Genomic DNA, 25,368 nt, shown 5'->3' with positions numbered 1-25,368 from the left:
TTCCACGCGCACCAAGGCAGGTTGCCCGAGCGGCCAATGGGAGTGGACTGTAAATCCATCGCGAAAGCTTCGAAGGTTCGAATCCTTCACCTGCCACCCAGTGCTCAAGAAGGCCCCTGACCAGCGGAAACGCAGGTTTGGGGCCTTCTTCCTAGCCCCGTCTCGTGTCCGGCTGACAGCGGCCCTGAACGGTGTTCTACGGGTGCCAGTGGGGAACTGGTGGGGAAATTCGGGCCTGGCCCCTGTCTCGGGCCCTTGGCGTTCACGGAGTCTCCGTGGACGCAAGGGCCGACTGGATCCGTCGACGTGCCCCCTCGTCCTGTCCCGAGATGCACGTGGCGTAGACGCGAAGAAGCACGTTGACGCTGTGGCCCGCCCACTCCGCGACCTGAGTTGCCGGGACGCCAGCGTTCAGCCAAAGGGAGACTGCTGCATGGCGCAGGTCGTACGGACGCTTGGCGAGTGGCGAGTTGTACTCGTCCTCGGTGAGCGCCTTGCGGCGAGCTCGGTCCCAGGCCCGGTACACGACGGCCATCGACTGGGGACTCGAGAATGGTGGTGCGACGGGCACGCCGGCCCTACCTGTGCGGGTGACGAAGAGGCGACCCGCAGGTCCAGGTGGGAACCGCTGAATGTGCCGGCTCAGGATCTCAACGAGCTCGGGCACGGCTGGGACGAGCCGGGTCGCGCGCCGGGCCCGGTGCTTGAGCTGCCGGTCCTCCGTTGGTCGCCCGCTATCGGTCCACTCAGCCCCCGTCGTCTGCGTCGAGCCGACGAGGTGGAGCGTGCCCCAGCCCTTTGGGCTGCCTTGGAGATCCAGGTCCTTCAGCGCGAGATGCCGGACCTCCGCGGGCCTGAGCGCGGCGTAGTAGAGGCATGCGAAGAATGCTTCCAGCGAGGGATAGATGCGACTCACTTCTGCGAGCAGGGCGCGTGCCTGGTCCGGATTGACGACGACGCGGCGGTCGATGACGTCGGTGTGGGCTGGCGCTTTCCACTTCACCTTGTCCATGGGATTCCCCGTCAGAGCACCGATCTCAACGCCGAACTCGAGAGCGCTGTAGAGCGCCGAACGCTTTCGTGCGACTGTGCTGGACGACGCTGCGGTGCCATCCAGCCTGAGTGCCAGAGCATCCAACACGGGCCTCAGTCGCGAAGGTTCGGCGAGCTCCTCGAGGGTGGGCGATCGGCGCCGAGCCCAAGCGATCACCTCGGCGAAGGCCTCCGGCGGGGAAGCGGTGGCGGCGTCCTGCCGTCTTGCTCCGGAGTTGAAGGCCCAACTGAACAGGGCCTTTCGCAGAAGTGCCCTGTCGGGTCCACCGGCAGGCAGCGCGGCACAGGTGGCTGTGACGAGGCCGTCCGCCAGCCCACGCCGGTGTTGTGGAGAAGCGTGTGCCCACTTCGTGTCTACGAAGGCGCACGCGTGTTCAAACCAATTGGGGCTGGTGGACGCCTCGGCTGCGCTGACCGGAAGGCCCGTGTTCCGGTCGAAGGGTTCCGCGTTGCGCAGGCCGACCAACAGGGTGGCCCTGAACGACTCTGCCGCCTTCACCGTGCCGAAAGTCTGCTGGAACGTCCGTCCGTGGACGTGCCAGCGGACCGTGTGAGTCGTCTTGAGTTTGCCCTTGTAGGTGCGAACGCCCCACACCTGAACCTCGAAGGTCTTCGTAGAGTTCATAGTTCAGGCCGACTGCTCTAGCGACTCGAGCCAGCGGTCGAAGTCGCTCCGCTTGATCCGCAGGTCGCCGTTGGGGAGCTTGAGGCAAGGCGGCGCCTTGTGGGCGGCACGCCAGTCGTAGAACGTCGATCGCGCAACTCCCAGCTCGTCGCACACGTCCCTGACCGTGAGATGGATCCGCTCCACGCGCTTCGTCTCAGACATGGCTGCCCCTTCTCAGCTACCGGCTATGAATAGACAACGCGGCGAGCGGGGCACCATATGCAGCCACGCCGACGAGCGGTCTCATCAATGTCAGCGCGCCGGCCGAGAGGGTGCCAAGAGACTGCTGAAGGTGCGGTGCGTCGACAGCTGAGGACTTGTCGCAGATCAGGTCCTGGGGAAGACATGAAGCATCTTCATCATCAGCGTGATGAAAGCGATAGTGATGAAGAAGCGAATGTGGACGAAGAGGCAGCAGTAGCGGCTTAGCCGTTCAACTTCGCTGCGCGCTCCAGTCGGTCGAGGGCCTCGACGGCGTTCTGGACAGACATCGCGGAGTCGTCGTTGCGGCAATAGGTGAGCATCTTGCGCAGGCGTGTGCGGTCTTTCTTCACCAACTCAGTCTCCCGGAAGTCGCGAGCCGAGACGAGGTTGGCCAGGACAACGAAGTCGGTGCAGTGGCGCGTGCTGGCCCGGTCCGAGGCGATCTCGGTACGGGCCGCGGCCTTGCCGACGAGGGCTCCGACCAGGTTCGGGCGCAGGACGGTGCCGGTGCGGCCCGTGGCCCGAACGATGACTGGCTCGCTGCGATCTAGGGCCTGCGTCGTGCCGGGCGCTGAGATGGTCGGGGCTCCTCCGGCGCCGATGCGGGACGCTGCGCGTTCGCCGACACCTTCGGGGATGAGTACATCGATCTGGGCCTGGTCGCGGCGCCAGCGGTGCTGGATGCCGTCACCGGAGATGTCAGGGGTGAAGCCCATATCGCGCAGCGCGCCAGTGAAGGTCACGAGCATCGTTGGGGAGGCCCTGACGTTGACGACCGTATCGACGTCGTTGGTCGGACGCGTTGGCGAGACACCGCGTTCGGCGCAGTGCAAGTGCACCAGTTGACCACCGATGAGGGCCCAGTTGGAGTCAACGCGCTCGTAGAGGTCCATGAGGGCATGCCAAGACTGCGTCTGGGCTTCGTTCATGGCGGGCAGTTCGACGGGGTCAGGCACGGTCTTCTCCGACGACGCGGGCTCCAGGGGCGACGAACCGGGCGTGCAGGTCGGCGACCGAGCGGATGGCTTGGCTCTTCTCGCGGACGCCGTCGTGCTCGGCGAGGTCGGCTGCGAGCGCGAGCGGGGAGCGGGCGACGTCGTCGAGGGCGACGAGTGCCGGCTTCATGGCGTCGGCGTGCACGACATGGAGAATTACGTTGGCTCGGGACCGGGAAGCGGGGGAGAGCAGGTAGTCGTCGACGAGGGTGTCGACGTCATCGGCGGACACGTAGCCTTCGGCGACAGCACCGACGGACATGTTCGACTCGGGAAGCGAGACACCGGACAGGTGGACACGCTCGTCGTCGCGGACGTCCGGCAGGTCGCGCGGGGAAGCCACGAAGAGGGCGCGCTCGGCCCGGTTACGCAGAGCGTGTACGAGATGGGCTGCGGCGTCCTCGAGCTCGGCGGAGGAGGCAAGGGCGAGCAGGCGCGCTAGCCGCGACCGGGCGCGGGACCTGGCCGAGGGGCTGAGTTTTGAGGCGGCTTGGTCACCGGCAGCCACGGCGAGCAGGTCCCATGCGGACTTCGACGACAGCGGACGCCCAGGTCCGGCGTGGTGCCTGATGCGACCCAGGTCGTTCATCTCGATGGCCCACTGGTTGCCAACCTTCTCTGCAGGCAGGGAGCCTTCCCGGATTCGCTGATGGATGCGCTGCGGGTGGACGCCGAGCATCTCGGCGGCTTCGGCCACGCTCACATGCACATCGGACATGTCGGCACTTCCCTATAAGTTCTTAGAGGTTTGCAGCAATCATATAAGAGTTTATAGGTTTCCCGCAAGCATCGAGGGGTGAGCCCAGGGCCGTACGTCTGTCGACAATGGGCGCCTCGCCCACCGGACCGAACGGAGGCGCCGTCAACTGAGGACCCCGGCTCTGTCACGACAGCCCAACTCGAAGCCCGACGACGTGTGTGTGGTCTTACCCCGGGCAGCCGGAGCGCCTCTCTCGACTCGGCCCTCGGCGCAAACTGGCCATTCCCGATCCCACCGGTGACCCACCGATACGCCCTTCCGGCCCTGCCTCACGTCCCGGCGCCCAGACTCCATGCCCCGCCTGTCTCCCGTCATGCCCGCCCCACCCCACTCGCCCCGCAGCCACGCCCACCCGACCACCCTGATCCAGCCATCATTCTCGTGCCACACGTCAGGCACCAAGGTGGGCCGTGGCCCGATGGTGCCCCGTCGTGGTCGTTGCCTTGGCGTGACGATGTCGATGCGGCGGATGACTTTGGGGGCCGGCTTTCGGTACCTGATGTCCTCGGTCGCGCGCGGTGATCGGGAGGGCCCGACGGCGGATCCGCTGACGGCGTACTACACCGAAGAGGGCACCCCACCCGGCCGGTTCCTCGGGTCTGGACTGCCCGCCCTGGACGGTGGAAGGGGTGTCGCCCCCGGGTTGGTCGTGACCGAGGAGCACCTGTGGCGAATGCTCGGGATGCTGCAGGACCCGGTAACCGGGCACGCGCTCGGGCGCGCTCCCGTCGCGGACCGCCCTACCTGCCGTGACCCGGGCGGCAAGCGACATCGGGCGTCCCGGACGGTGGCTGGGTTCGACCTGACCTTCTCCGCCCCGAAGAGCGTATCTGTGGCGTGGGCGCTAGCGGATGCGCCGACCCGGGAGCGGATCTACGCGGCGCACCAGGAGGCGTTGGAGTTCGTCATCGGCTATGCGGAGGGGGAGGTGTTCACCACTCGCACCGGTCGTGGTGGGGTGGTCAGCGAGCCAGTGCGTGGGGTGGTGGCGGCGGGGTTTGACCACTGGGACTCCCGCGCCGGTGACCCGCAGCTGCACACCCACGTGGTGGTGTTGAACCGGGTCCAGGCCGCCACGGACGGGGCGTGGCGCACCCTGGACTCGAGGGCGCTTTTCAAGTCGAATGTGGCCCTGTCAGAGCTGTACAACGGCGCTCTGATGGACTTGCTCACCGCCGACCTGGGGTGGGGCTGGCAAGCCCAGCGCCGCGCCCGCTCCACCTCGCCGACCTGGGAGGTGACCGGCGTGGGCAAGGCGTTGCGGGAGGAGTTCTCGCAGCGCTCGACCGCGATCAACGCCGCCGCCAACGACCTCGTGACCGGATTCGTCGCTGGACGGGGGCGGCAACCCACCGCGGCCGAAGTGATCCGGCTGCGGCAGCAGGCCACCCTGCAAACACGACCCGCCAAGGAGCTGCGGCCGCTGGCGGAGCTGGTCCGCGGTTGGCGCCAGCGGGCGAAGTCGCACCTGGGCCGTGATGCGCAGGCATGGGTGGCCACGCTGGCGAACAGGTGCGACCTGCCCGTCCTGAGTGCGGTCGACCTTGAGGACGGAATGCTGAAGGACGCGGCGGTCGTGGTGGTCGATGCGGTCGCGGCCAGGCGGGCGACGTTCAGCCGTTCCAACGTGTTGGCGGAGGCGCTGCGGCAGTTGCACGGGGTCCGGTTCGCCGCCCCGCACGAGCGCGTCCAGGCGGTTGAACGCATCACCGCCATGGTGTTGGACGCCTGCGTGCAGCTGTCCCCGCCCGAGGTCGGGCGCGTCCCCCCGACCCTGCAGCGTCCCGACGGTTCCACCCGCTTGCGGGCCAGGGACGCCACCATCTACACCACGACCGGCGTCCTGGCTGCGGAGGAACGGCTCGTAGCCGCGGGCCGCGCAACCGACGGACCCAAGGCGCCGGCACCGGTGGCCGCCTCGGCTGCTGGCGCGCCGCTGCCGGAGGGGACCGATGGTCGCCGGCTCACCGCCGAACAGGCCCACGCGGTATGCCGGGTGGTCAACTCCGGCCGCGCCCTCGACGTGCTGGTGGGTGCGGCCGGAACGGGGAAATCGACCACCATGGCTGGCGTGCGGGCCGCCTGGGAGGCGGCGTTCGGAGCCGGGAGCGTGGTCGGGCTCGCCCCGTCCGCGGCAGCCGCCGAGGTCCTCGCGGACGCGGTCGGGGTGCCGACCGAGAACACCGCCAAGTGGCTCACCGAACAAGCGCGACAGGACCAGCGCCTTGCCGAACTTGCCTCCCTGCAAGGCAAGCTGCGCGGCGCCAGCCCGTCGCTGCGGACCCGCGCGGTCACCCGACGCGCCCGCCAGGTGAAGGCGGAACTGGACCGGTGGCGGCTGCACCGTGGGCAACTGGTCATCGTCGACGAAGCCTCCATGGCAGGCACCCTCGAGCTCGACACCCTCACCGCACACGCCCGCGAGGTCGGGGCGAAGGTGCTGCTCGTCGGGGACCCGGCACAACTGTCCCCAGTCGCCGCCGGCGGCGCCTTCCGACTCCTGGTGGCAGACCGGGCAGACGCGCCAGAGTTGGTTGACGTGCGGCGGTTCCGGCACGAATGGGAACGCGCCGCGAGCCTGGCCCTACGCGACGGCCGTCCCGCCGCCGCCGACCCGTACTTCGAGCATGGTCGCGTCCGCGACGGCGACCGAGACTCCATGATCGAGGCCGTCTACCAGGCGTGGCGCACGGATACTCGCGCCGGCCGCACCTCCCTGATGGTGGCCGCCGACACTGCCACCGTCGCCGAGCTCAACGGTCGCGCCCGTGCCGACTTGGTCGCCACCAGTCAGGTCGCACGGGATGGGGTCACCACGGCTGACGGGACGACGATCGGGGCCGGCGACGTGGTGGTGACCCGGCGCAACCAGCGCGACCTGCACGCCACGGGCGGGTGGGTCAAGAACGGCGACCAGTGGATCGTCACTGCAGTCCACCAGGACGGGTCGCTCGCCGTCCACCGCACCAACAAAGCCGGAACGGCGACCCGGCTGCCGGCCGACTACGTGGGCGACCACGTCGAGCTCGGGTACGCCACCACCGCCCACCGAGCCCAAGGCCGCACCGTCGGCACCTGCCACGCCTACGTCAGCGCCGCCACCGTCCGCGAAACGCTATACGTGATGGCCACCCGTGGCCGCAAGGCCAACAGGCTCTACATCGACACCAGCTACGACCCCGACACCGACACCGACACAGCACACGACCTCGGCGACCCGCTCCCCGTCGAAGAAGTACTCAAGAAGGTGCTCGCCACGTCCGGCGCAGAGATATCGGCCACCCAAACCCGCGACCACGAGGCAGCCGCGGCCAGCAGTCCGGCCCGACTGGACGCCGAAGGCGCAGCCATCCAGCACCACCGACGCCACCAGCGCTACACCGACCTGCTGCTCGCCGCAGGAGTCCGGCCTGAGCACATCAAAGCAGCCAAGACCGCCGACCGCTGGCACCCGCTGCTCGAACGCATGCGCCATGCCGAACGCCTCGGCCTCGACGTTGAGGCCGCTCTTCAACCCGTATCCCCGATGGCCCCTTCCCACTCACTAGCGCGCTTCGATGCACGGATACGGGCTTGGTGTGACGTTCGCGAAGGCGCCGAATCATCCGGTCAAGTGGGCAACGGACAAGCGCTCCTCCCCGGACAGGGAACGCGTCCTGGCCTGGAGCGGTGAACATCTAATGTCGCCACCCGCGATCAGCTGGGGACACGGGACCCAAGGAGGAGTGGCTGGGGATGTGAGCCGTCGGCTGGTCGTCCGCGCGGTGAGTTGAGGCGGACGCGCGGACTAGCGATTTCAGGTAGGGACGAATGTGCAGGTCAGAGACCTGTTTCAGGGGAGCTGCGATATCTCTTGCAACGTCTCGCCAGGTTTCGCCTTCCTACCTCGGGCGCCTGCGAGCCACCACCCACTAACCAAGGGCACCGAGTGGGCGGAGTCGCCAGCCGCAAACGATTCTGAACCCTGCGGTCGCAGACCCGCCGCCCCACCCGAGGTAGCCACGGCTAGTTCCCATGGCTGCGTCATGAGTCGAAGCCCAGTCCCAGTCGGTCGAGAACTCGCAACCACAGGTTCCGCCTTCCGGTGGCGTCGTGTCGGCGCATGGCCCATTGGGTGACCTGGATGCCTAGCCAGGCAATTGGTTCGGGTGGGAAGGGCAGTGGCTTGGTGCGAACCATCGCCAGTTCGGTCCGTTCGGTCAGTTGGCCGTCCAGCAGGTCCAACATCACGTCCGCGGCGAACCGCGACGCTCCGACGCCCAAACCTGTGAAACCCACGGCGAAGGCGGTGCGGCCACGGTGCACCCTGCCGAAGAAGGCGCAGAATCGTGTGGAGGTGTCGATGATCCCGGACCATCGGTGGGTGAACTTGGTGCCGGCCAGCTGGGGAAACGTCTCGAAGAAGTGTCGGGCGAGAGTCTCGAAGGTCTCCGTGCGGTCGTAGTGCTCTTCGCGGATGGACCGGCCATAGTGGTAGATCGCGTCGTATCCACCCCACAGGATGCGGTTGTCGGCAGTCTGTCGGTAGTAATGGAACTGGTTGCCCGAGTCTGCGACGCCGATCGCCGGATCCCATCGGGTTTTCTCGAGTTGGGCGTTCGTGAGTGGCTCGGTTGCCAGGACGTAGTCGAAGACAGGGACCACAGACCAACGAAGGCGGCGTAACGGACTGGGGAACGCGTTGGTCGCCAAGGCAACCTTGCCTGCGCTGATGACGGCCTCACCGGTCTTGACGACAACTCGGTCGCCCTGCTGACGCCGCGTCTGGGAGTCGATTCGTGCAGTCGCGCAACTCGACGCGGCGGGCGAGCTCAACCTCTTCTACGAGGGCTCAGTCCGGTTCCGCACCCCCGACGATCTCCCCGATGCCATCCACACCCTCCGCGAGTACCAACGAAAGTACGGCAGCGACCATGTGCGACTTCGGACGGTGAAGCTATTCCTTGACGGGACGAACGAGCTCGGAAACAGTGCGACCCTAGAACCCATGCTGAGACACGGCCGCAACGACAGCTGCGGCGAGATCCAAATGGGCACCGACGAACTCGCCGACTGCCTGCAGACCTGCAACGACGCCGACATCGACGTGCATATTCATCTCGTGGGCGACCGTGCCTTCCGCGTCGCCTGCGATGCCGTCCAAACGGCCCGAACGCACTTGTCGACGTCCGGAGAATCGTGGCGGATCCAGGTGACCATCGCGCACTGTGAACTCATCGACCCAGCCGACATGGGTCGACCCGAACAGCTCGACATCATCGTCAACTGGACGCCGCATTGGTCGGGCGGCTACTTCGGCGAACAGGCCAAGACCCACCTCGGGATTGAGCGCTGGAACCGGATGTACGATTTCAACCCGGTCGTTCGCACCGGCGCACGTGTCACCTTCTCCAGTGACGTGGTCACGGCCTAGGAACTAGCTAGAGCCGACCCATTTTTCGGCATGCAGGTCGGGAAGACCCGTGTCGACCCACAGATGCCACTGGACCCAACCAAGCATCCGGGAAGCGTGAGGCCCGACTCCACTGCCAGCCTGACGATCGACGTGTTGGTGAAGGGCTACACGATTGACGGCGCGCGCCAGCTACGACTTGACGACCGGGTCGGTTCGATCGAGGTCGGCAAGCTTGCGAACTTCATCGTCCTCACTGACAACCTGTTCGAGGTCGACCCGCTCGAGATCAGCGACCTCAAGCCTTCGGCCGTCTTCTTCGAGGGTGAACTGGTGTCAGGCTCAATCTCCTGACCTGGCAGCGTCTGAGGGCTTCAGGCGCGGGTCGCGCACCAGGGTGGTCCGCTGGGCTCGCCGTGGCGCAACGCGCAGTGCTCGACACACCCCCACAGTCCCAGCCCACGCGGTAGGCGCGGGCTCGCCGCCCAACGATCAGCTCGCCCCACCAAGCGGCCCGCGCGTGCGCGGGCCGGGCCGGCCGACATCGAGCTGATCGTCCCCCGGCACCAGTCGACCACCAACAGACACTGGTATGCCGCGGACGCGAGGTGCGTCCGCGGCATACCGAAGTGCGGTGGTGGAGTAGGGAAGTGGTCAGTCCTCCTTGCCGGAGGTCATGCCTTCCTTGATCAGGTTCATGACCGAGGAGTCGGCCAGCGTGGTGACGTCGCCGACCTCGCGGTTCTCGGCGACGTCGCGCAGGAGGCGGCGCATGATCTTGCCGGACCGCGTCTTGGGCAGCTCGGAGACGACCATGATGGAGCGCGGCTTGGCGATCGGCCCGATCTCCTTGGCCACGTGGTTGCGCAGCTCCTGCACCGTGTCGTCGCCGTGGTCCTCGTGGCCGCCACGCAGGATGACGAAGGCCACCACGGCCTGGCCGGTGGTCTCGTCGGTGGCGCCCACGACGGCCGCTTCGGCCACGGACGGGTGTNGAGGGCGGACTCGATCTCGGCGGTGGAGAGCCGGTGGCCGGAGACGTTCATGACGTCGTCGACCCGGCCGAGCAGCCAGATGTTGCCTTTCGCGTCGTACTTCGCGCCGTCGCCGGCGAAGTAGTACTTGGGTCCGAACCGCGACCAGTACGTCTCCTTGTAGCGCTCCTCGTCGCCCCAGATGCCGCGCAGCATGCCCGGCCACGGCTTGGTCAGCACGAGGTAGCCGACCGCCTCGGGGTCGTGCAGCGGGTTNCTCGAGGTCGGTGACGCCGGGCAGCGGGCTGATCATGATGCCGCCGGTCTCGGTCTGCCACCAGGTGTCGACGATGGGTGCGTGGCCGCCGCCGATGTTCTTGCGGTACCAGAGCCACGCCTCGGGGTTGATCGGTTCGCCGACCGAGCCGAGCAGCCGCAGTGACGACAGGTCGAACTTCGCGGGGATGTCGTCGCCCCACTTCATGAAGGTCCGGATCGCTGTGGGCGCGGTGTAGAGGATCGTCACGCCGTACTTCTGCACGATCTCCCACCAGCGGCCCTGGTGCGGGGTGTCGGGGGTGCCTTCGTAGATGACCTGGGTGGCGCCGTTCGCCAGGGGCCCGTAGACGATGTAGGAGTGCCCGGTCACCCAGCCGATGTCGGCGGTGCACCAGTAGACGTCGGTCTCGGGGTGCACGTCGTGCACGATCGAGTTCGTGTAGGCCGCCTGGGTCAGGTAGCCGCCCGTCGTGTGATAGATGCCCTTCGGCTTTCCCGTGGTGCCGGAGGTGTAGAGGATGAAGAGCGGGTGCTCGCTGTCGTGGGCCACGGCCTCGTGCTCGTCGCTGGCCGAGTCGACCACGTCGTGCCACCAGACGTCGCGGTCGTCGTTCCACTCCACGTCGTCCTTGGTGCGCTGCACGACCAGCACCTTCTCCACGGTGCTGTCGCCGTCCACTGCGGCATCGACAGCGGGCTTGAGCGGAGCCGACTTGCCGCGCCGGAACTGGCCGTCGGCGGTGATGACGAGCTTGGCCTCGGCGTCGGCGATGCGGGTGCGCAGGGCGTCGGCCGAGAAGCCTCCGAACACCACCGAGTGGGGGGCGCCGATGCGCGCGCAGGCCAGCATGGCCGCGACGGCCTCGGGGATCATGGGCAGGTAGATGGCGACCCGGTCGCCCTTGGCGACGCCGAGTGACTCCAGCGCGTTGGCGGCCTTTGCCACGTCACGCTGCAGCTCGGCATACGTGATGGTGCGGCTGTCGCCGCCCTCGCCCTCGAAGTGGATGGCGACCCGGTCGCCGTTCCCCGCCTCGACGTGGCGGTCGACGCAGTTGTAGGCCGCGTTGACCTCACCGCCGACGTACCACTGGGCGAACGGCGCATCGCTCCAGTCGAGGGTCTGGTCGAAGTCCTTGGCCCAGCTGAGCCGCTGCCGCGCCTGGTCGGCCCAGAAGCCCTCGAAGTCCGCCTCGGCGGCGTCGTAGAGGTCGGCCGTCCCGTTGGCCTGCGCGGCGAACTCGGGTGTGGGCGTGAGGTCCAGACCCTCGGTCTGGCTCGTGGACTGGCTCGTGGACTGGCTCTCGGACGACTCGGACACGGTGGTTCCTCCTTTGTTGGCATACCGCGTATGCGACGAGACGTCGTCAATCGACAGCTGGCTGGGCCGCAATACGATTCCGGACTCCCGCCAGGTCACGTGGTCGGAACTGCGTCTCGGTCGCGACCAGCTGCGAGAAGGCACCTGGCAGTTACATCGGCAACGTCCCCGCGACCATCCACGATCTTGAGGATGCCGCGGGCGTGATAGATCTCCATGAGTGGCTCAGTCTGTTCGCGGAACACTTGCTGTCGGTGTGAGATCACGGCCTCCGTGTCGTCCACGCGACCTTCAGACGAGGCGCGCTCGAGCAGCCGTCGCACGAGTTCTCGCTCGGGCACACCCAGAACGATGGCTAAGTCCAGCGTGTGGCCGCAGTCCCGGCAGAACCTGTCCAGTTCGTTGACCTGGGATGGGGTCCTCGGATAGCCATCAAGTAGCCAGCCGTGGCGTGCATCGTTCTGGGCCAAACGATCCCGAACCATGTCGTTGGTTACCCGGTCAGGCACGTAGTCGCCCACGTCGATGTACCGCTTGGCCTCTCGTCCCAGGCCGGTGAGCGCGGCGACGTTGGCGCGGAAGATGTCACCGGTGGAGATGGCTGGGACGCCAAGTCGCTCCGCGAGTCGGACTGCCTGGGTGCCCTTTCCTGCTCCGGGGGGTCCCATCAGAAGGAGTCTCATGGCATACCCACCCAGAACAGTTCGGCGCGCACTGTGCTGTCAACACAGCTCGCGTCATTGCCAATGGGTGACCGATGCCACGATCTTGCCTGCCCACCGGATCGACGCAACTGCGGGTCTCTATGGCCGAAGTTGCCCCGGCCGGCTGGGCGTTCAGTCGTCACCTGACTCGTCATGCGATCCCCACGTAGGTCGTCTCGAGGTATTCCTCGATGCCTTCGAACCCGCCCTCTCGCCCGAACCCTGAGGCCTTCATCCCGCCGAACGGGGCAGCCGCGTTGGAGACGATGCCCTGGTTGACGCCGACCATGCCAAAATCCAGACTTTCGGCGAGCCGCAGCACTCTGGACAGGTCACGGGTGAAGACGTAGGCCGCGAGCCCGTACTCGGAGTCGTTGGCTCGCGAGATGGCCTCGTCCTCGGTGTCGAACGTGGCGATCGGCGCGACGGGGCCGAAGATCTCCTCGCGCAGGAGACGCGCATCGGGAGGGACGTCCGTGAGGACGGTGGGTGTGTAGAAGTAGCCCTTCTCCCCAAAGGCTTTGCCTCCACACGAGATTCGGGCTCCACGCAGGACCGCGTCATCCACCAGTTCCTCGACCTTGTCTCGGGCCGAGGCATCGATCAGTGGCCCCACGTCGACGCCGGCATCGGTGCCCCGCCCGATGGACAGCTGCTCCATTCGTGCCGTGAACCGGGCAGCGAACTCGTCAGCCACACCCGACTGCACGAGGAACCAGTTGGCCGCCGTGCACGCTTCGCCCATGTTGCGCATCTTGGCCAGCATCGCGCCATCCACCGCTGCGTCGAGGTCGGCATCGTCGAACACCACGAACGGGGCGTTGCCACCCAGCTCCATGGAGACCCGGAGCAGCTGGGTCGCGGACTGCTCCACCAGCGTGCGCCCTACGGGCGTCGACCCGGTGAAGGTGAGCTTGCGGGCGCGAGGGTCGCGCACGAGCGGCTCCACCACCTGCGCTGTCCGGGTCGTCGTGATGACATTCAGCACCCCCTGTGGGAGCCCTACCTCGTCGAGAAGCGCGGCTAGGGCGAGCATCGTTAGTGGTGTCTGCGTGGCGGGCTTGACGACCATGGTGCAGCCGGCGGCGATGGCAGGCCCGATCTTGCGGGTCCCCATCGCGAGCGGGAAGTTCCACGGCGTGATCATCAGGGTGGGCCCGACCGGCTTCTTCATGGTGAGCAGCCGGGTGGCGCCGTTGGGTGCGGTCATCCACCGTCCGGAAATGCGCACGGCTTCCTCGGAGAACCACCGGAAGAACTCGGCGCCGTAGGCCACCTCGCCCCGAGCCTGCGAGAGGGGTTTGCCCATCTCGAGGGTGATCAGGGTCGCGAAGTCCCCGGCTCGTTCGGTGAGCAGCTCGTATGCCGCGCGTAGCAAGTCGCTGCGTTGACGCGGCGCGGTGGCGGCCCAGCTCGCCTGAGCCGCCGAGGCTGCGGCAAGGGCGTCGCCTCCGTCGGTCACGGTGGCGTCGGCGACGGTAGCGAAGGCCACGCCGGTAGAGGGGTCTTCCACCTGCACACGAGCGCCATCGGAGGCCTCGCGCCAGGTGCCGTTGATGAACAGGCCGGTAGGGACCGAGGCGACGAGCGTATTCTGGGCCGAGGTCAGTATCACTTGTTGAATCTCCCTGTGCTGCAGCGGTTGTCAGGCGTGAGCTGCGAAGGCCTGCTCGAGGACGTCGAGACCTTCGTGCAGCAGCTCGTCGGGGATGGCCAGGGGCGGCAGGAAGCGGAGCACGTTGCCGTAGGTCCCTGCCGTCAGCGTGACCAGGCCCTGCTGGTGACAGGCCGCGTTGATCCGCGCGGTGAGACCGGGGTTGGGGGTGTCGTCGCCCGCGCCGGTGACGAGCTCAACGGCCAGCATCGCGCCACGACCTCGGATCTCCCCAACGACGTCGAACTTCTCGGCCAGCGCACGCAGCCGCCCCGTGAACAGGGCCTCGACCTCACGGGCGCGACCGCACAGGTCTTCCGCCTCCATGGTCTCGATCGCGCCGAGCGCCGCGGCGCACGCCACTGGGTTGCCTCCGTAGGTGCCGCCGAGGCCGCCTGCGTGCACGGCATCCATGATCTCGGCACGACCGGTGACCGCCGCGAGGGGCAGGCCGCCCGCGATTCCCTTTGCTGTCGTGATGAGGTCAGGGACGACACCCTCGTGGTCGCAGGCGAACCAGTCACCCGTGCGGCAGAAGCCGGTCTGGATCTCGTCGGCGATGAAGACGATGCCGTGTTCGCGGCACCAGTCGGCCACTCGGGGCAGCCAGCCCTCGGGCGGCACGATGAAGCCGCCCTCGCCCTGGATCGGCTCGATGATGACGGCCGCGACGTTCTCCTCGCCTACTTGCGCGTGCACCTGCGCAGTGAAGGCCTCGAAGGCCTCGTCCGCCACCCGCGTGCGGTCGCCGGCCCAGCGGTACGGGTAGGCCATCGGGACCCGGTAGACCTCGGAGGCGAACGGCCCAAAGCCCTGCTTGTAGGGCATGTTCTTCGCGGTCAGGGCCATGGTGAGGTTGGTGCGCCCGTGGTAGGCGTGGTCGAAGGCCACGACCGCCGTCCGGCCGGTGAACACCCGCGCGATCTTGACGGCGTTCTCGACGGCCTCGGCGCCGGAGTTGAACAGCGCCGACCTTTTCTCGTGCGTGCCCGGCGTCAGTGCCGCGAGCTTCTCGCAGACCGCGAGGTATTCCTCGTAGGGCGTCACCATGAAGCAGGTGTGGGTGAACTCCTCCACCTGCCTCTGCACGCGCTCGACGACCCGCGGCGCCGAGCTCCCCACGGTGGTCACCGCGATGCCGGAGCCGAAGTCGATGAGGTGGTTGCCGTCGACATCGACCAGGACTCCCCCGGCAGCGCGCTCGATGTACACCGGCAGACCCGTGCCCACCCCAGCGGCCACGGTCGCCACCTTCCGCGCATGCAATGCCTGGGACCGCGGTCCGGGGATGGCCGTGATGAGGCGCCGATGCTGCTCGACGACTGCGGACATGGAATCTCCTTGGGAGACAGGCGAAGGGCCGAGGCATGACGGGTGGTCGCCTTAGAGCCTCAACCCCGCGTGCCATGCTGTCCAATACCTATTGGGCCTTAGTCCGATGCCTTGGAGGCATGTCATGGAGATCCGCACCCTGCGATACCTCGTCGCCGTGGCCGACAACGGATCGGTGACGGCGGCCGCCGCCGCTGTGCACGTCACCCAGCCCTCGTTGTCGCGTCAGCTGCGCCAGTTGGAGCGTCACCTGGGGGTCGACCTCTTCCTCCGTGACGAGGGTCGGCTGCGGCTGAGCGCCGCCGGTGAGGAGTTCCTCCCCGTCGCCCGGTCGCTTGTCGCCCAGGCCGAGACAGCACTGGACATCGCCGCGGCGCTGGCCGCCGGTCGACTGCAGCGGGTCACGATCGCTGCGCCAGGAACCACCCTCACCGACGTTGTGGCTCCCTTTCTCGCCACCCTGGAGGCGGACGACCCGATGCCCGCCGTGCTGGAGGAGGTACCGGGGTCGGTCTACACGACCCTCACCCTCGGGGCGGACCTGGCGATCGGCACGACACCGCCCCCACCGCAGTTCGCCGGAATGGCCCTCGCCGACCTGCCCGTGTGGGCCTACGTCCCGCCCACCCACGACTGGGCTGGTCGCGGCAAGGTCCCTCTCGCAGAGCTGGTCGAGCGACCCATCCTGACCCAAAACCGCGACTACCACCCGCGTCGCGCCCTCGACAGCGCGATGGCGACGGCACACCTCGGCTACACGCTGCTCCACGAGTTCGGCTCTCCGGAAGTAGCCCAGGCGGTTGCTGCCGCAGGCCGCGGGGTCGCGGTGGTCTCGGACGACCCGCGCTTCGGCCTGCGACCGCTTGGGATCGACGGCCCCACCGGCCCGTTGGGGATCAGCCTGTATGCCGCGTGGCACCCTGACCACCACGCTGCGGCGACCATCGAGCGGCTGGCCGAGCGACTGGCCGCCTTCTGCGTGACCCGCTACGGCGAACAGGTGACGCCACCAGGACGCGGCGCACAGCGGCAGACACCTGCCCCCTGAACGCTCAGAACGCCTTCCTTCGACGCACCATCCGTACAAGTACGTATTGATGGCGCCTTGGACACCGCCGACACTCGGAAACCAAGGCACTCCAGCCCTAGGTGCTCGTCCCATTGTTGGCACGAACGGCTGCAGACATCGAGTCCCCCCGGCTCCGAAAGGTACACGCCATGACTGAGCGAACTGATGCGAAAGCGGTCGCAGGAGAGCATATGGACACTGAGAACGCGAGGCTGAATGAGTTGGGCTACAAGCCCGAACTCTCCCGATCTCTCAGCCTGGCCGATGTGGTCATCTACGGCCTCATCTACATGGTGCCGATTGCGCCGATCTCGGTCTTCGGTGTCGTCTACAACCTCTCGGTGGGGGCAGCTGGTGCGGTGTACCTCATTACCGCCCTGGTCATGACATTCAGCGCCCTCAGCTACCGGGAGATGGCACTGCAGTTCCCTGTTGCCGGCTCGGTGTACTCCTACGTCCGCCTGGGCACCTCGACCTTCGTCGGCTTCATTTCAGGGTGGGCGATACTCCTGGACTATCTCCTGCTCCCTGCATTGCTCTGCGTCTTTGCCTCCCTCGCCATGGCCTCCCTGGTCACCTTCGTGCCTGGCTGGGTGTGGGTGATCCTGTTCGTTGCGGCAACGGCGCTCATCAACATCATGGGTGTCTCAGTGACGGCGCGGATGAACAAGATCTTCCTGTGCATTCAGCTTGCAGTTCTCACTGTCTTCGTCGGATGGGCGATCGTGCTCATCGCCTCCGGCGACGCGCATCTTTCGCTCGACGTTCTCATTCCCTCCTCGAATTCCTCTTGGGCTCTGGTGGCGTCGGCGGTCCCCATCGCGGCTCTGAGCTTCGTCGGTTTCGATGCGATCTCGACGCTGAACGAGGAGGCTGAGCACGGGGGAGCCACCGTCGCACGCGCCACGATCTTGGTGATGTGGTGTGTCGGCGTGCTGTTCGTTCTTCAAGTCTGCCTGGCCGCCGTGCTCGTTCCCACCGGCACCACCTTCGCTGAAGGCGATGACACCAACAATGCCTTCTACGACATCGTGAGCCATTCCATGTCGTCGTGGTTCGGCACCGTCGTGCTCCTGACCAACGCCCTCATCGCCCTTTTTGCCAACGCGATCGCGTCCAACGCCACATCGTCACGCCTCGTGTTCAGCATGGCCAGGGATGGCCAACTGCCCCGGTTCCTCTCGCGCGTCAGCGACCGCATGGTGCCGAGGAACGCGATGCTCTTTATCGCGGTGCTGTCGGTCGGAGTCGGCGTGCTGGGCGTCGAGCAGGCTGGCCTGTTGATCACCCTGGTCACGTTTGGCGCCCTGACGGCCTACATCCTGTTGAACGTTGCGGTGGTTAATCACTTCGTCATCCGTGGAAAGAGCCGCCGTATCTTCCTGCACCTGATCTCCCCGGTTGTGGGAACCGCGATCCTGCTCTTCGCCCTCTGGAGTGCAAATCCTCACGCGAAGATCTTGGGCATCAGCTGGGTCGTCGTCGGGCTCGGAGTGGCCGCGTACTTGAAGGCCTCTGGTCGTTCCATGCAGCAATCGGACCTCTGACGCGACTCCAGGCGGCCATCGTGCGAACTCAAGAGATCCCTCGTGCCACGTGCTCCGCACCCGTCATCCCTGGCCAGTACCTCGTGACGGGGCAGGCGATCGCATCGAAGCTGCTGAACCCGCCAAGCGAGTCGTCGGTCGGGTTTGGCCCTCACGCAACATCTGACCGTCAGCTGATCACAGGAGAAAACCAATGACGCGTACGGCGGCAGACAGAGTCGCAGAGCTGCTCGAGGTCTTCACCCAGCGGAGCCTGACGCGCCTCCGCGCCGAGTTCACCGAGGAAGTCGTTGCGCAACATGACGCCGACCCACTCTGGATCTTGCAGGACGGCGCGAACCGAGTGCTGAGGATCTTGCGTAGTCAACCGATCCAGGGCAAGCACCTCATCTACGCCAATGGCCCTGACGGGCCTTGGTCCCTCGGCCTGGTAACGCACGGAGTTCCCGGGAACCTGGTCCTCCAGCCCGGTACGTACCAGGACTACGAGGACGCGATGAGGGCCGTCTTCCACGAGCGAAGGGCGAAGTACCTCGAGGCCAACGCCGTTCCTGCAGAGACCCAAAGAATTGGAACAGGATCATGAACTCGCCAATCAGCAACAGCCAGAAGGTGTTCGGCTACACCGATCGCTTGTCGGCCCGGCCCGGTGAGCAGATCCAGCTCCACGTAAGCTGTGAGGACATCGACTCGTACGTCACAAGCGTCGTCCAGCTACATCACGGGTTCGACGGTTCCGCAGGCCCAGGCTTCGAAGAATCGCATGTCCCTACAGCGGTCGAAGGTACCTATCCAGGACAGCGATACGTCTGCCGGCCCGGATCCTTCGTTGAGGTTTCAGACCCGGCCGGAACCCTCAAGGATCCGGCAGGTTTCCAAATACGTGTAGCCGTCTTCCCCACGCTGCCGCGTGACGATCGTGCGGGGAGTCTGGGCGCCTATCGGGTCAGCCACAGTTCCGTCGCGTTCCGCGGCGAGCATCAGACTGTGTTGGGAACATGGGACGCCGAAACGACGACGGGTTGGGCGCTCACCATCGAAGAGGGTCGACCCACGTTCATGTGGAGTGAGTGGGGACAGCCCTGCACCCTTCAGCTCGACACCGCCCTCATCGCACACCATTGGTACGAACTCGTTGTCGACGTACCGCCCAATGGCGGAGATGTGACGCTGCACTGCACGCCCTTGAAGCATGCGTCGGATCTGGTCGCACCAGCCTCAGCACGACTCGCATCGGAGTCCGCGACCTTGCAGACGACGAGCGCCTGGGTCGCCTCCCAGATGCCTTTCCGCATCGGCGCGCTGGCTGCTCGTGCGGACACGCGGCTCGTCGCTGCATCAGCCTTCAACGGAAAGATCGGAGGCGTCACGATTCGACGGCAGGACGGCGGTGGCAACCGTACGGTGGCCAGATGGCACTTCGGTCGAAGCGACCGTGACGATGGCCTGCTGCTCTCCACTGTCGTAGACGAGTCACCCAACGGCCTAACCGCCCACTGTGTGAATGGACCAGTGCGTGGCGTGACCGGGCCTACATTCCAGGGTCACGTGGAGGATTTTCGCCTTGCCCCGGACGAGTTCGATGCCATCCACTTTCACGACGACGACATCTCGGACGCCGAGTGGCCCGTTGCCCTGACATTCGATATCCCAGAGGACATGCCCAGCGGGGTGTACGCGTTCCGCCTGAAGGCAGACGGCAGGGACCATCATGTGCCGTTCTTCGTGGGGCCCGGCCAACGCTCGCGCGACGTGGCCGTCCTGTTTCCCACGGGGTCCTACCTCGCATACGCGAACGACCGAATCGCCTTTGAGGCCGACGGCATGGAGATGCTGCTCGGACACACACCGATCGTTCACTCCGAAGACCTGGTCATGCAGGACCACCCAGAGTTCGGGCGCTCCTGCTACGAGATCCACAACGACGGTTCCGGCGTCATCTTCAGCACTGCGCACCGCCCCCTCATCACCATGCAGCCCCGGTACCGAGCGTCCTTCATGAGCGAAGGACCGTGGGGTCTCCCCGCCGACCTATGCCTCACCCACTGGTTGGAGGAGGTCGGCTGTGAGTTCGACGCACTCACCGATGAAACCCTGGACCTCGAGGGCTATGACCTCATCTCGAAGTATCGCGTTGTCATCACGGGCAGTCACCCGGAGTACATGACCCGAGCTGAGCTCGATGCGCTGGCGGAGTTCACCGCGGCCGGCGGGCGCCTGATGTACCTCGGCGGCAACGGGTTCTACGCCACGGCGTCGTTCGACCCCGATAACCGACACGTACTCGAGGTCCGTCGCGCTGACGGAGGTACGCGACCGCACCAAACCCCGTTCGCGGAGCGGCGCCACACGACCTCAGGCGAGTCCGCCGGCCTTTGGCGCAACAAGGGAAAGGCGCCGGAACGGCTGGTAGGTGTCGGGATGTCCGCCCAGGGCTTCGATCGCTGTACCTACTATCAGCGACTCGAGGACAGCTTCGACGCGCGTGCTGCCTTCATCTTCGAAGGGATCGGAGCCGAGGAACTCCTCGGAGACTTCGGCATCATCGGCGGAGGCGCGGCGGGATCCGAGATCGACTTCTACAACCCGAGCCTCGGATCGCCTCCGGACACCCTCGTGCTGGCCACGTCCGGACCGCTGTCGGACGCTTACCTCCTGGTCACAGAGGAGCTGTTCGAGCAACTCCCCGGTCTGGGAGGAACAGAGCAACCCTCGGTTCGCTCTGACGTCGTCTACGCGGCCCTCGACGGCGGCGGAGGCATCTTTTCGGTCGGTTCAATCGCGTGGACCGGATCGCTCTCATACAACGGATACGACAACAACATCGCCCGTTTGACCTCCAACGTGTTGACGCGATTCAGGGACCCTGAGCCACTCAAGTAGGCCTGTGAAGGCTGCCCCGCCCGGTCAAGGCGGTCGTATCGACCTCCAGATGACACAGGTATTTCGATGGTCTGTCCGGGGGCAGCCAACGACAGTGCCCGTGCCGAACACGACGGCAGTGCCCTGACCGGCTGGGAGTTTCCCGCTGCCCGCTCGACGCGCGATCACCACCAACACGAAGGAGGTAAGGCCATGGAGGAGTATGCGGTCATCGATGACTACGCCGTCATTGACCCAGCGACCGGCGAGCGGCTGCGAACGTTCCCGCAGGCGTCGCAGGCCGAGATGGATGCTGCGCTGGACCAAGCCGCATCGGCGTGTGTGACCTGGGGCCGAACGACGATGGCAACTGAGCGCGCCGCACTGCTCCGGCGAGTGGGAGAGCTCCATGGTGAACGGCGTGAACATCTCGCATCCGTCATCGGGCGGGAGATGGGAAAGCCGCTGGATCAAGGGCTAGTGGAGGTCGACTTCTGCCGCGAGATATACGAGTTCTACGCTGACAACGCGGCGGGGTTCCTCGCCGACGAGCAGGTGCCGCTCCTCCAAGGAAGTGGCACAGCCGTCATCCGTCGCAGCCCGGTGGGCGCATTGCTCGGCATCATGCCGTGGAACTTTCCCTACTACCAGGTGGCCCGGTTCGCTGCACCCAACCTCGCTATCGGCAACACGATCGTGCTCAAGCACGCGCCGCAGTGTCCGGAGTCGGCTGCGGCGCTGCAAGAGATCTTCGCCGACGCCGGGTTCCCTGATGGGGCGTACGTCGCTGTCAATGCAACCGTGAACCAGGTCGCAGAGATGATCGCCGACCCCCGCATTGCCGGGGTGTCGCTGACCGGGTCCGAGCGGGCTGGATCAGCGGTCGCTGAGATCGCTGGGCGCAACCTCAAGAAGGTAGTGCTTGAGTTGGGGGGCTCTGACCCGTTCGTGTTGCTCAGTACCGACGACCTCGAGGCCGTGGTGGCGGCAGCCGTGGCGGCTCGCATGGACAACGCCGGTCAGGTCTGCAATGCACCAAAGCGCTTCATCGTCGCCGAGGAGCTCTACGAGCCGTTCCTCGATCAGTTCACGACGTCGATGCTTGCGGCGGCCGACGGCGGAGCCCCAATGTCTTCGCTGCGGGCTGCCGAGGGACTGCAAGGACAGGTCGACCGCGCCGTGGCGCAAGGAGCCACCCTGCACACCGTGGGGCAGCGCTCGGGGGCGTTCTTCCCTCCCGCCGTGCTGACCGGTGTCGTTCCGGACCAGGACGTGTTTGCCCAAGAACTATTCGGCCCAGTCGCGATGGTCTTCCGGGTCTCCTCGGAGGCGGAGGCAGTCGCCTTGGCCAACGACACTCCATACGGCTTGGGAGCCTACGTGTTCACGACTGACCCCGAGCAGGCCGAGCGCGTGGCGGACCAGATCGACGCCGGAATGGTCTTCGTCAACGGCGTCATGCTCGACGCAGCAGAGCTTCCCTTCGGTGGCGTGAAGCGCTCCGGTTTCGGCCGAGAGCTTGGCCATTTCGGTATGGACGAATTCGTCAACAAAAAGCTCATCCGCACCCAGGCCAACCGTTGACCGAAGGGGACAGCATGACCACCCAACCCGCAGGTGCTGGAAAAGGAAACCGAAAGGCGAGTGCGACCACGAAAAGGGCCACCAAGCCTCGGGGTCGTCGGGCGGCGTCTGCGCCGGTTGCCGTTCCAGTGGCTCCTCCCATCGGCTCCGAACCCGTGGCGACCATGGCGACCGACGCGGCGTTCGGCCCGGCGGCGCTTGCCGAGAGTTCCCGGAGGCCGCTGAGGAACATGTCCGAGGTGCGCCACTTCTTCCGTACCAACGATGTGCCGATCTACTTCGTGGGTGCGACTCCTTTCAACCTGTTGGGGCTCGACCGCTGGGTGCGCAACTTCACCTACATCGCCTACTACGACGCGTGGGACGGCGCGCATCCGCGAGTGTTCACGCCTGGAGACAGGCCGTTCGTCGACTTCGAGAGCGGCGAGCACATCAACAACTGGCTGCTGGAGAACTCGGAGGTGCGGGCCTTCATTGCCAGCCGGGCCAGACTCGGGGTCCGTCCCAAGATCGCGATGGTGTTCTTCGATGAGGAGACCGAACGCATCTGCGATGAGCTCGGCTACGACCTGATCCTGCCGAAGGCCGAGCTGCGGACGCACTTGGACTCCAAGCTCGTCACCACTCGCCTCGGCAACGAGGTGGGAGTGCCGAGCGTGCCCAACGTGGTGGCGATGGTCGAGGACTTCGACGGCCTCATGAGGGCAGCCGAGGACGCGGGCCTTGGGACCGACCTGGTCGTCCAGACGGCATACGGCGACTCGGGCAAGACGACGTTCTTCATCGCCTCCGAGGCGGACTGGAGGAAGCACAGCAAGGACGTCGTGGGCAACGAGGTCAAGGTCATGAAGCGAATCAACAACCGCCCGGTGGCGGTGGAAGCGGTGCTGACCAAGTGCGGCACCGTGGTAGGTCCGTTCATGTCCGAACTGACCGGCCACACGAAGCTCACCCCGTACCGGGGTGGATGGTGCGGCAACGAGATGTTTCCCGAGGTGCTTACGGGAGACCTGCGCGCACGCGCCTCTGCACTGGTACGCCGGCTGGGTGAGCGGCTCGGCGCGGAGGGCTACCGAGGCTTCTTTGAGGTCGATGTGCTGATCGATGTCGACACCGATGAGGTCTACCTCGGTGAGATCAACCCGCGCATCAGCGGCGCGTCCTCGATCACCAACGTCACTGCCGGTGCGTATGCAGACGTGCCGCTCTTCCTGTTCCATCTGCTGGAGTACCTCGATATCGACTTCGACCTCGATGTCGAGGAGATCAACGAACGCTGGCAGGAGCTCGCGACAGTCGATCTGTGGTCGCAGATGATCATCAAGGAGACGGGGCCGGGAGTGGAGCGGATCGACACCGCGGCGCCCACCGGGGCGTACAGCGTCGACGGTGCCGGTGCCCTCGTGTACCGGCGGGCTGCCCTCGACTGGCATCAGCTGCAGAACGAGTCCGAAGCGTTCTTCCTGCGGATCTATGGTCCGGGCGACTACCGATGGAAGGGCGCCGACCTCGGCGTTGTGGTCACCAAGGGAAGGCTGCAGACCCAAGTGCCGGGGAGGGCGGGGAGCCTGACGATTCGGGCCAAGCACCTCATCGACTCCATCCGAGCCCACTACACCGGCACCCCGGTGATGCCACCCCAGATCCAGCAGCCAGCAGTTGAAGATACCCAGTGGAGCGCCGTTGCTCAGAGCTAGGCTCAGCCGAGATCAGGATGACGCACGGAGAGCCCTCAATAGGGGAAGGGCTGAAAATGCGGTGGTACTAGGGGAGAAGGCAAGCCGTCCACCAGGAGCTGTGACCCTGGACAACTGGCAGGTCGCTCCGCAGCTGCACTGGTCGTTCCAGCACATCGAGGACCTGTTCCCGACCGCCATCATTGCCCGTGGCACCGACCCCGCGGCCGAGCTACCTCCTAGCCGCTCGGCCGTCGGCGACCTCGCGGTCCCCCAGCCCGACGGGTCCACCCTGACTGTGGCCGAGACCATGGCGGCCACCAACACCAACGGGTGGATGGTTTGCCGATACGGACGGATAATCGCCGAGGAATACCCCGGAGGGATGGACCCCAACACGCGGCACCTGCTCATGTCCGTGAGCAAGTCTCTGGTCGGTGTCGTGGCCGGCGCGCTGGTCGCGGGCGGTGCGCTCGATCCCCTTCGACCGCTCAACTCGTACGTGCCGGAGCTGGCATCAAGCGGCTACTCCGGCGCCGTCGTACGCCACCTGCTGGACATGCGATCGGGCATCCACTTCTCCGAGGACTACCTCGACCCACAGGCCGAGGTGCGCGTCCTGGAACAGGCGATCGGCTGGGCGCCTCGCCAACATCCCCTAGTCCCTCACACGATGTACGACTTCCTCCTGACGCTGCAGCAGAAGGCACCCCACGGCGGACCCTTTGAATACCGCAGTTGCGAGACAGACGTCCTCGGTTGGATCTGCGAGGTCGCCTCCGGACTCCGGATGCCCGAGCTGATGTCGCAACTGCTCTGGTCGCGGCTCGGAGCCGAGAACGACGCAACGATCGCCGTGGACTCGGCCGGCTCCGGCATGTACGACGGGGGAATTTGCGCATCGCTTCGCGACCTCGCCCGCTTCGGCAGCATGCTGGCACAAGGAGGGGCCTCGCTATCTGGCAACCAGATACTTCCCCCTTCTTGGATCGAGGAGACCTTCCGTGGCGAGCCCGACTCCCGCGCAGCCTTCGCTACAAGTCCAACCCAGACGCTGATGCCGGGCGGGATGTACCGCAACCAGTTCTGGCTCCCCTACGCCGACCGCGATGTGCTCCTGTGCCTCGGCATTCATGGACAGATGATCTACGTCAACCCGACCACGGGTGTCGTCGCCGCGAAACTGTCCAGCTGGGCTGAGCCTCAGCACGCATGGAAACTCTTCGCGACCCTGCGCGCCTTCGACGAAATTTCGAGGCATCTGGTCTGACGCCGACGGGATCTAATGCAGACGC

General features: G+C 66.2%; 17 protein-coding genes, 1 tRNA gene and 3 pseudogenes. 10 read left to right on the top strand and 11 right to left on the bottom strand.

Annotated elements, in window-relative coordinates; translation table 11 throughout:
- Positions 1 to 15 precede the first annotated feature (15 nt).
- Positions 16 to 96, top strand: a tRNA-Tyr gene (locus ASG95_RS17750).
- 166 nt (positions 97 to 262) lie between these two features.
- Here the strand turns inward: ASG95_RS17750 and ASG95_RS17745 are convergent.
- The 4 genes from ASG95_RS17745 to ASG95_RS17730 all read right to left on the bottom strand — a co-directional run bounded on the left by ASG95_RS17745 (position 263) and on the right by ASG95_RS17730 (position 3,637).
- Positions 263 to 1,678: a tyrosine-type recombinase/integrase gene (locus tag ASG95_RS17745; RefSeq protein ID WP_057378312.1), complete on the bottom strand. Its 1,416-nt coding sequence runs from the start codon at positions 1,676 to 1,678 to the stop codon at positions 263 to 265.
- A 3-nt stretch (positions 1,679 to 1,681) separates the two neighbouring features.
- The gene (locus ASG95_RS17740; protein ID WP_057378311.1) at positions 1,682 to 1,882 is read right to left on the bottom strand and encodes an AlpA family transcriptional regulator; all 201 of its coding nucleotides are present in this window, start codon (positions 1,880 to 1,882) and stop codon (positions 1,682 to 1,684) included.
- Positions 1,883 to 2,145: 263 nt separating this feature from the next.
- Positions 2,146 to 2,880, bottom strand: coding sequence for a hypothetical protein (locus ASG95_RS17735; protein WP_157582216.1), 735 nt, complete (start codon positions 2,878 to 2,880; stop codon positions 2,146 to 2,148).
- Positions 2,873 to 3,637 carry a helix-turn-helix domain-containing protein gene (locus ASG95_RS17730; RefSeq protein ID WP_082592821.1) on the bottom strand — a complete coding sequence of 255 codons (765 nt, stop codon included), beginning with the start codon at positions 3,635 to 3,637 and terminating at the stop codon, positions 2,873 to 2,875. Before ASG95_RS17730 ends, ASG95_RS17735 begins: the two co-directional genes overlap by 8 nt.
- A gap of 460 nt (positions 3,638 to 4,097) precedes the next feature.
- Here ASG95_RS17730 and mobF point away from each other — a divergent pair, with 460 nt between their 5' ends.
- Entirely contained in the window at positions 4,098 to 7,352 is a 3,255-nt protein-coding gene (gene mobF / locus ASG95_RS17725) for a MobF family relaxase (RefSeq protein ID WP_255358355.1), read from the top strand.
- Between the two features lie 350 nt (positions 7,353 to 7,702).
- Here the strand turns inward: mobF and ASG95_RS17720 are convergent, their stop codons facing one another.
- Complete coding sequence (locus ASG95_RS17720) at positions 7,703 to 8,494, bottom strand: FAD-binding oxidoreductase (protein ID WP_082592819.1); 792 nt, start codon at positions 8,492 to 8,494, stop codon at positions 7,703 to 7,705.
- Here ASG95_RS17720 and ASG95_RS22135 point away from each other — a divergent pair.
- Positions 8,454 to 9,425, top strand: a pseudogene (locus ASG95_RS22135) (amidohydrolase family protein). The gene ASG95_RS17720 and the pseudogene ASG95_RS22135 sit on opposite strands and share 41 nt — an antisense overlap.
- A gap of 300 nt (positions 9,426 to 9,725) precedes the next feature.
- Here ASG95_RS22135 and ASG95_RS22130 read toward each other — a convergent pair.
- From ASG95_RS22130 to gabT, 6 genes and pseudogenes are all read right to left on the bottom strand, one after another.
- Positions 9,726 to 10,065, bottom strand: a pseudogene (locus ASG95_RS22130) (acetyl-coenzyme A synthetase); the annotation flags it as partial.
- Position 10,066: 1 nt separating this feature from the next.
- A pseudogene (locus ASG95_RS22125) lies at positions 10,067 to 10,321 on the bottom strand (acetyl-coenzyme A synthetase); the annotation flags it as partial.
- A gap of 1 nt (position 10,322) precedes the next feature.
- Positions 10,323 to 11,588 (bottom strand): acetate--CoA ligase (locus tag ASG95_RS17705; RefSeq protein ID WP_235544244.1); only part of this gene is annotated, 1,266 nt, incomplete at its 3' end.
- A 152-nt stretch (positions 11,589 to 11,740) separates the two neighbouring features.
- Complete coding sequence (locus ASG95_RS17700; protein ID WP_057378304.1) at positions 11,741 to 12,328, bottom strand: adenylate kinase; 588 nt, start codon at positions 12,326 to 12,328, stop codon at positions 11,741 to 11,743.
- Between the two features lie 172 nt (positions 12,329 to 12,500).
- On the bottom strand, positions 12,501 to 13,961 hold the full coding sequence (locus tag ASG95_RS17695; RefSeq protein WP_157582496.1) for an NAD-dependent succinate-semialdehyde dehydrogenase: 1,461 nt from the start codon (positions 13,959 to 13,961) through the stop codon (positions 12,501 to 12,503).
- 33 nt (positions 13,962 to 13,994) lie between these two features.
- Positions 13,995 to 15,335: a 4-aminobutyrate--2-oxoglutarate transaminase gene (gene gabT / locus ASG95_RS17690; protein WP_057378303.1), complete on the bottom strand. Its 1,341-nt coding sequence runs from the start codon at positions 15,333 to 15,335 to the stop codon at positions 13,995 to 13,997.
- Positions 15,336 to 15,459: 124 nt separating this feature from the next.
- Between gabT and ASG95_RS17685 the strand changes: the two genes are divergently transcribed.
- The 7 genes from ASG95_RS17685 to ASG95_RS17655 all read left to right on the top strand — a co-directional run bounded on the left by ASG95_RS17685 (position 15,460) and on the right by ASG95_RS17655 (position 25,343).
- Complete coding sequence (locus ASG95_RS17685) at positions 15,460 to 16,383, top strand: LysR family transcriptional regulator (RefSeq protein ID WP_057378302.1); 924 nt, start codon at positions 15,460 to 15,462, stop codon at positions 16,381 to 16,383.
- A 170-nt stretch (positions 16,384 to 16,553) separates the two neighbouring features.
- The gene (locus ASG95_RS17680; protein WP_200961933.1) at positions 16,554 to 17,951 is read left to right on the top strand and encodes an APC family permease; all 1,398 of its coding nucleotides are present in this window, start codon (positions 16,554 to 16,556) and stop codon (positions 17,949 to 17,951) included.
- Between the two features lie 193 nt (positions 17,952 to 18,144).
- Complete coding sequence (locus ASG95_RS17675; protein ID WP_057378300.1) at positions 18,145 to 18,537, top strand: hypothetical protein; 393 nt, start codon at positions 18,145 to 18,147, stop codon at positions 18,535 to 18,537.
- Positions 18,534 to 20,834: a N,N-dimethylformamidase beta subunit family domain-containing protein gene (locus ASG95_RS20995; protein ID WP_082592813.1), complete on the top strand. Its 2,301-nt coding sequence runs from the start codon at positions 18,534 to 18,536 to the stop codon at positions 20,832 to 20,834. The genes ASG95_RS17675 and ASG95_RS20995 overlap by 4 nt, the downstream gene beginning before the upstream one ends.
- Before the next feature lie 210 nt (positions 20,835 to 21,044).
- Positions 21,045 to 22,397, top strand: coding sequence for an NAD-dependent succinate-semialdehyde dehydrogenase (locus ASG95_RS17665; RefSeq protein WP_057378980.1), 1,353 nt, complete (start codon positions 21,045 to 21,047; stop codon positions 22,395 to 22,397).
- Between the two features lie 164 nt (positions 22,398 to 22,561).
- Entirely contained in the window at positions 22,562 to 24,094 is a 1,533-nt protein-coding gene (locus tag ASG95_RS17660; RefSeq protein WP_157582495.1) for a biotin carboxylase, read from the top strand.
- A gap of 277 nt (positions 24,095 to 24,371) precedes the next feature.
- Positions 24,372 to 25,343, top strand: coding sequence for a serine hydrolase (locus ASG95_RS17655; RefSeq protein WP_235543995.1), 972 nt, complete (start codon positions 24,372 to 24,374; stop codon positions 25,341 to 25,343).
- Positions 25,344 to 25,368: the final 25 nt, after the last annotated feature.

The sequence above is a fragment of the Phycicoccus sp. Soil803 genome (assembly GCF_001429685.1).
In the GTDB taxonomy this organism is placed as follows: domain Bacteria; phylum Actinomycetota; class Actinomycetes; order Actinomycetales; family Dermatophilaceae; genus Pedococcus.
The sequence above is the reverse complement of the archived record's forward strand: the minus strand, read 5'-3'. Positions and strand labels throughout refer to the sequence as shown.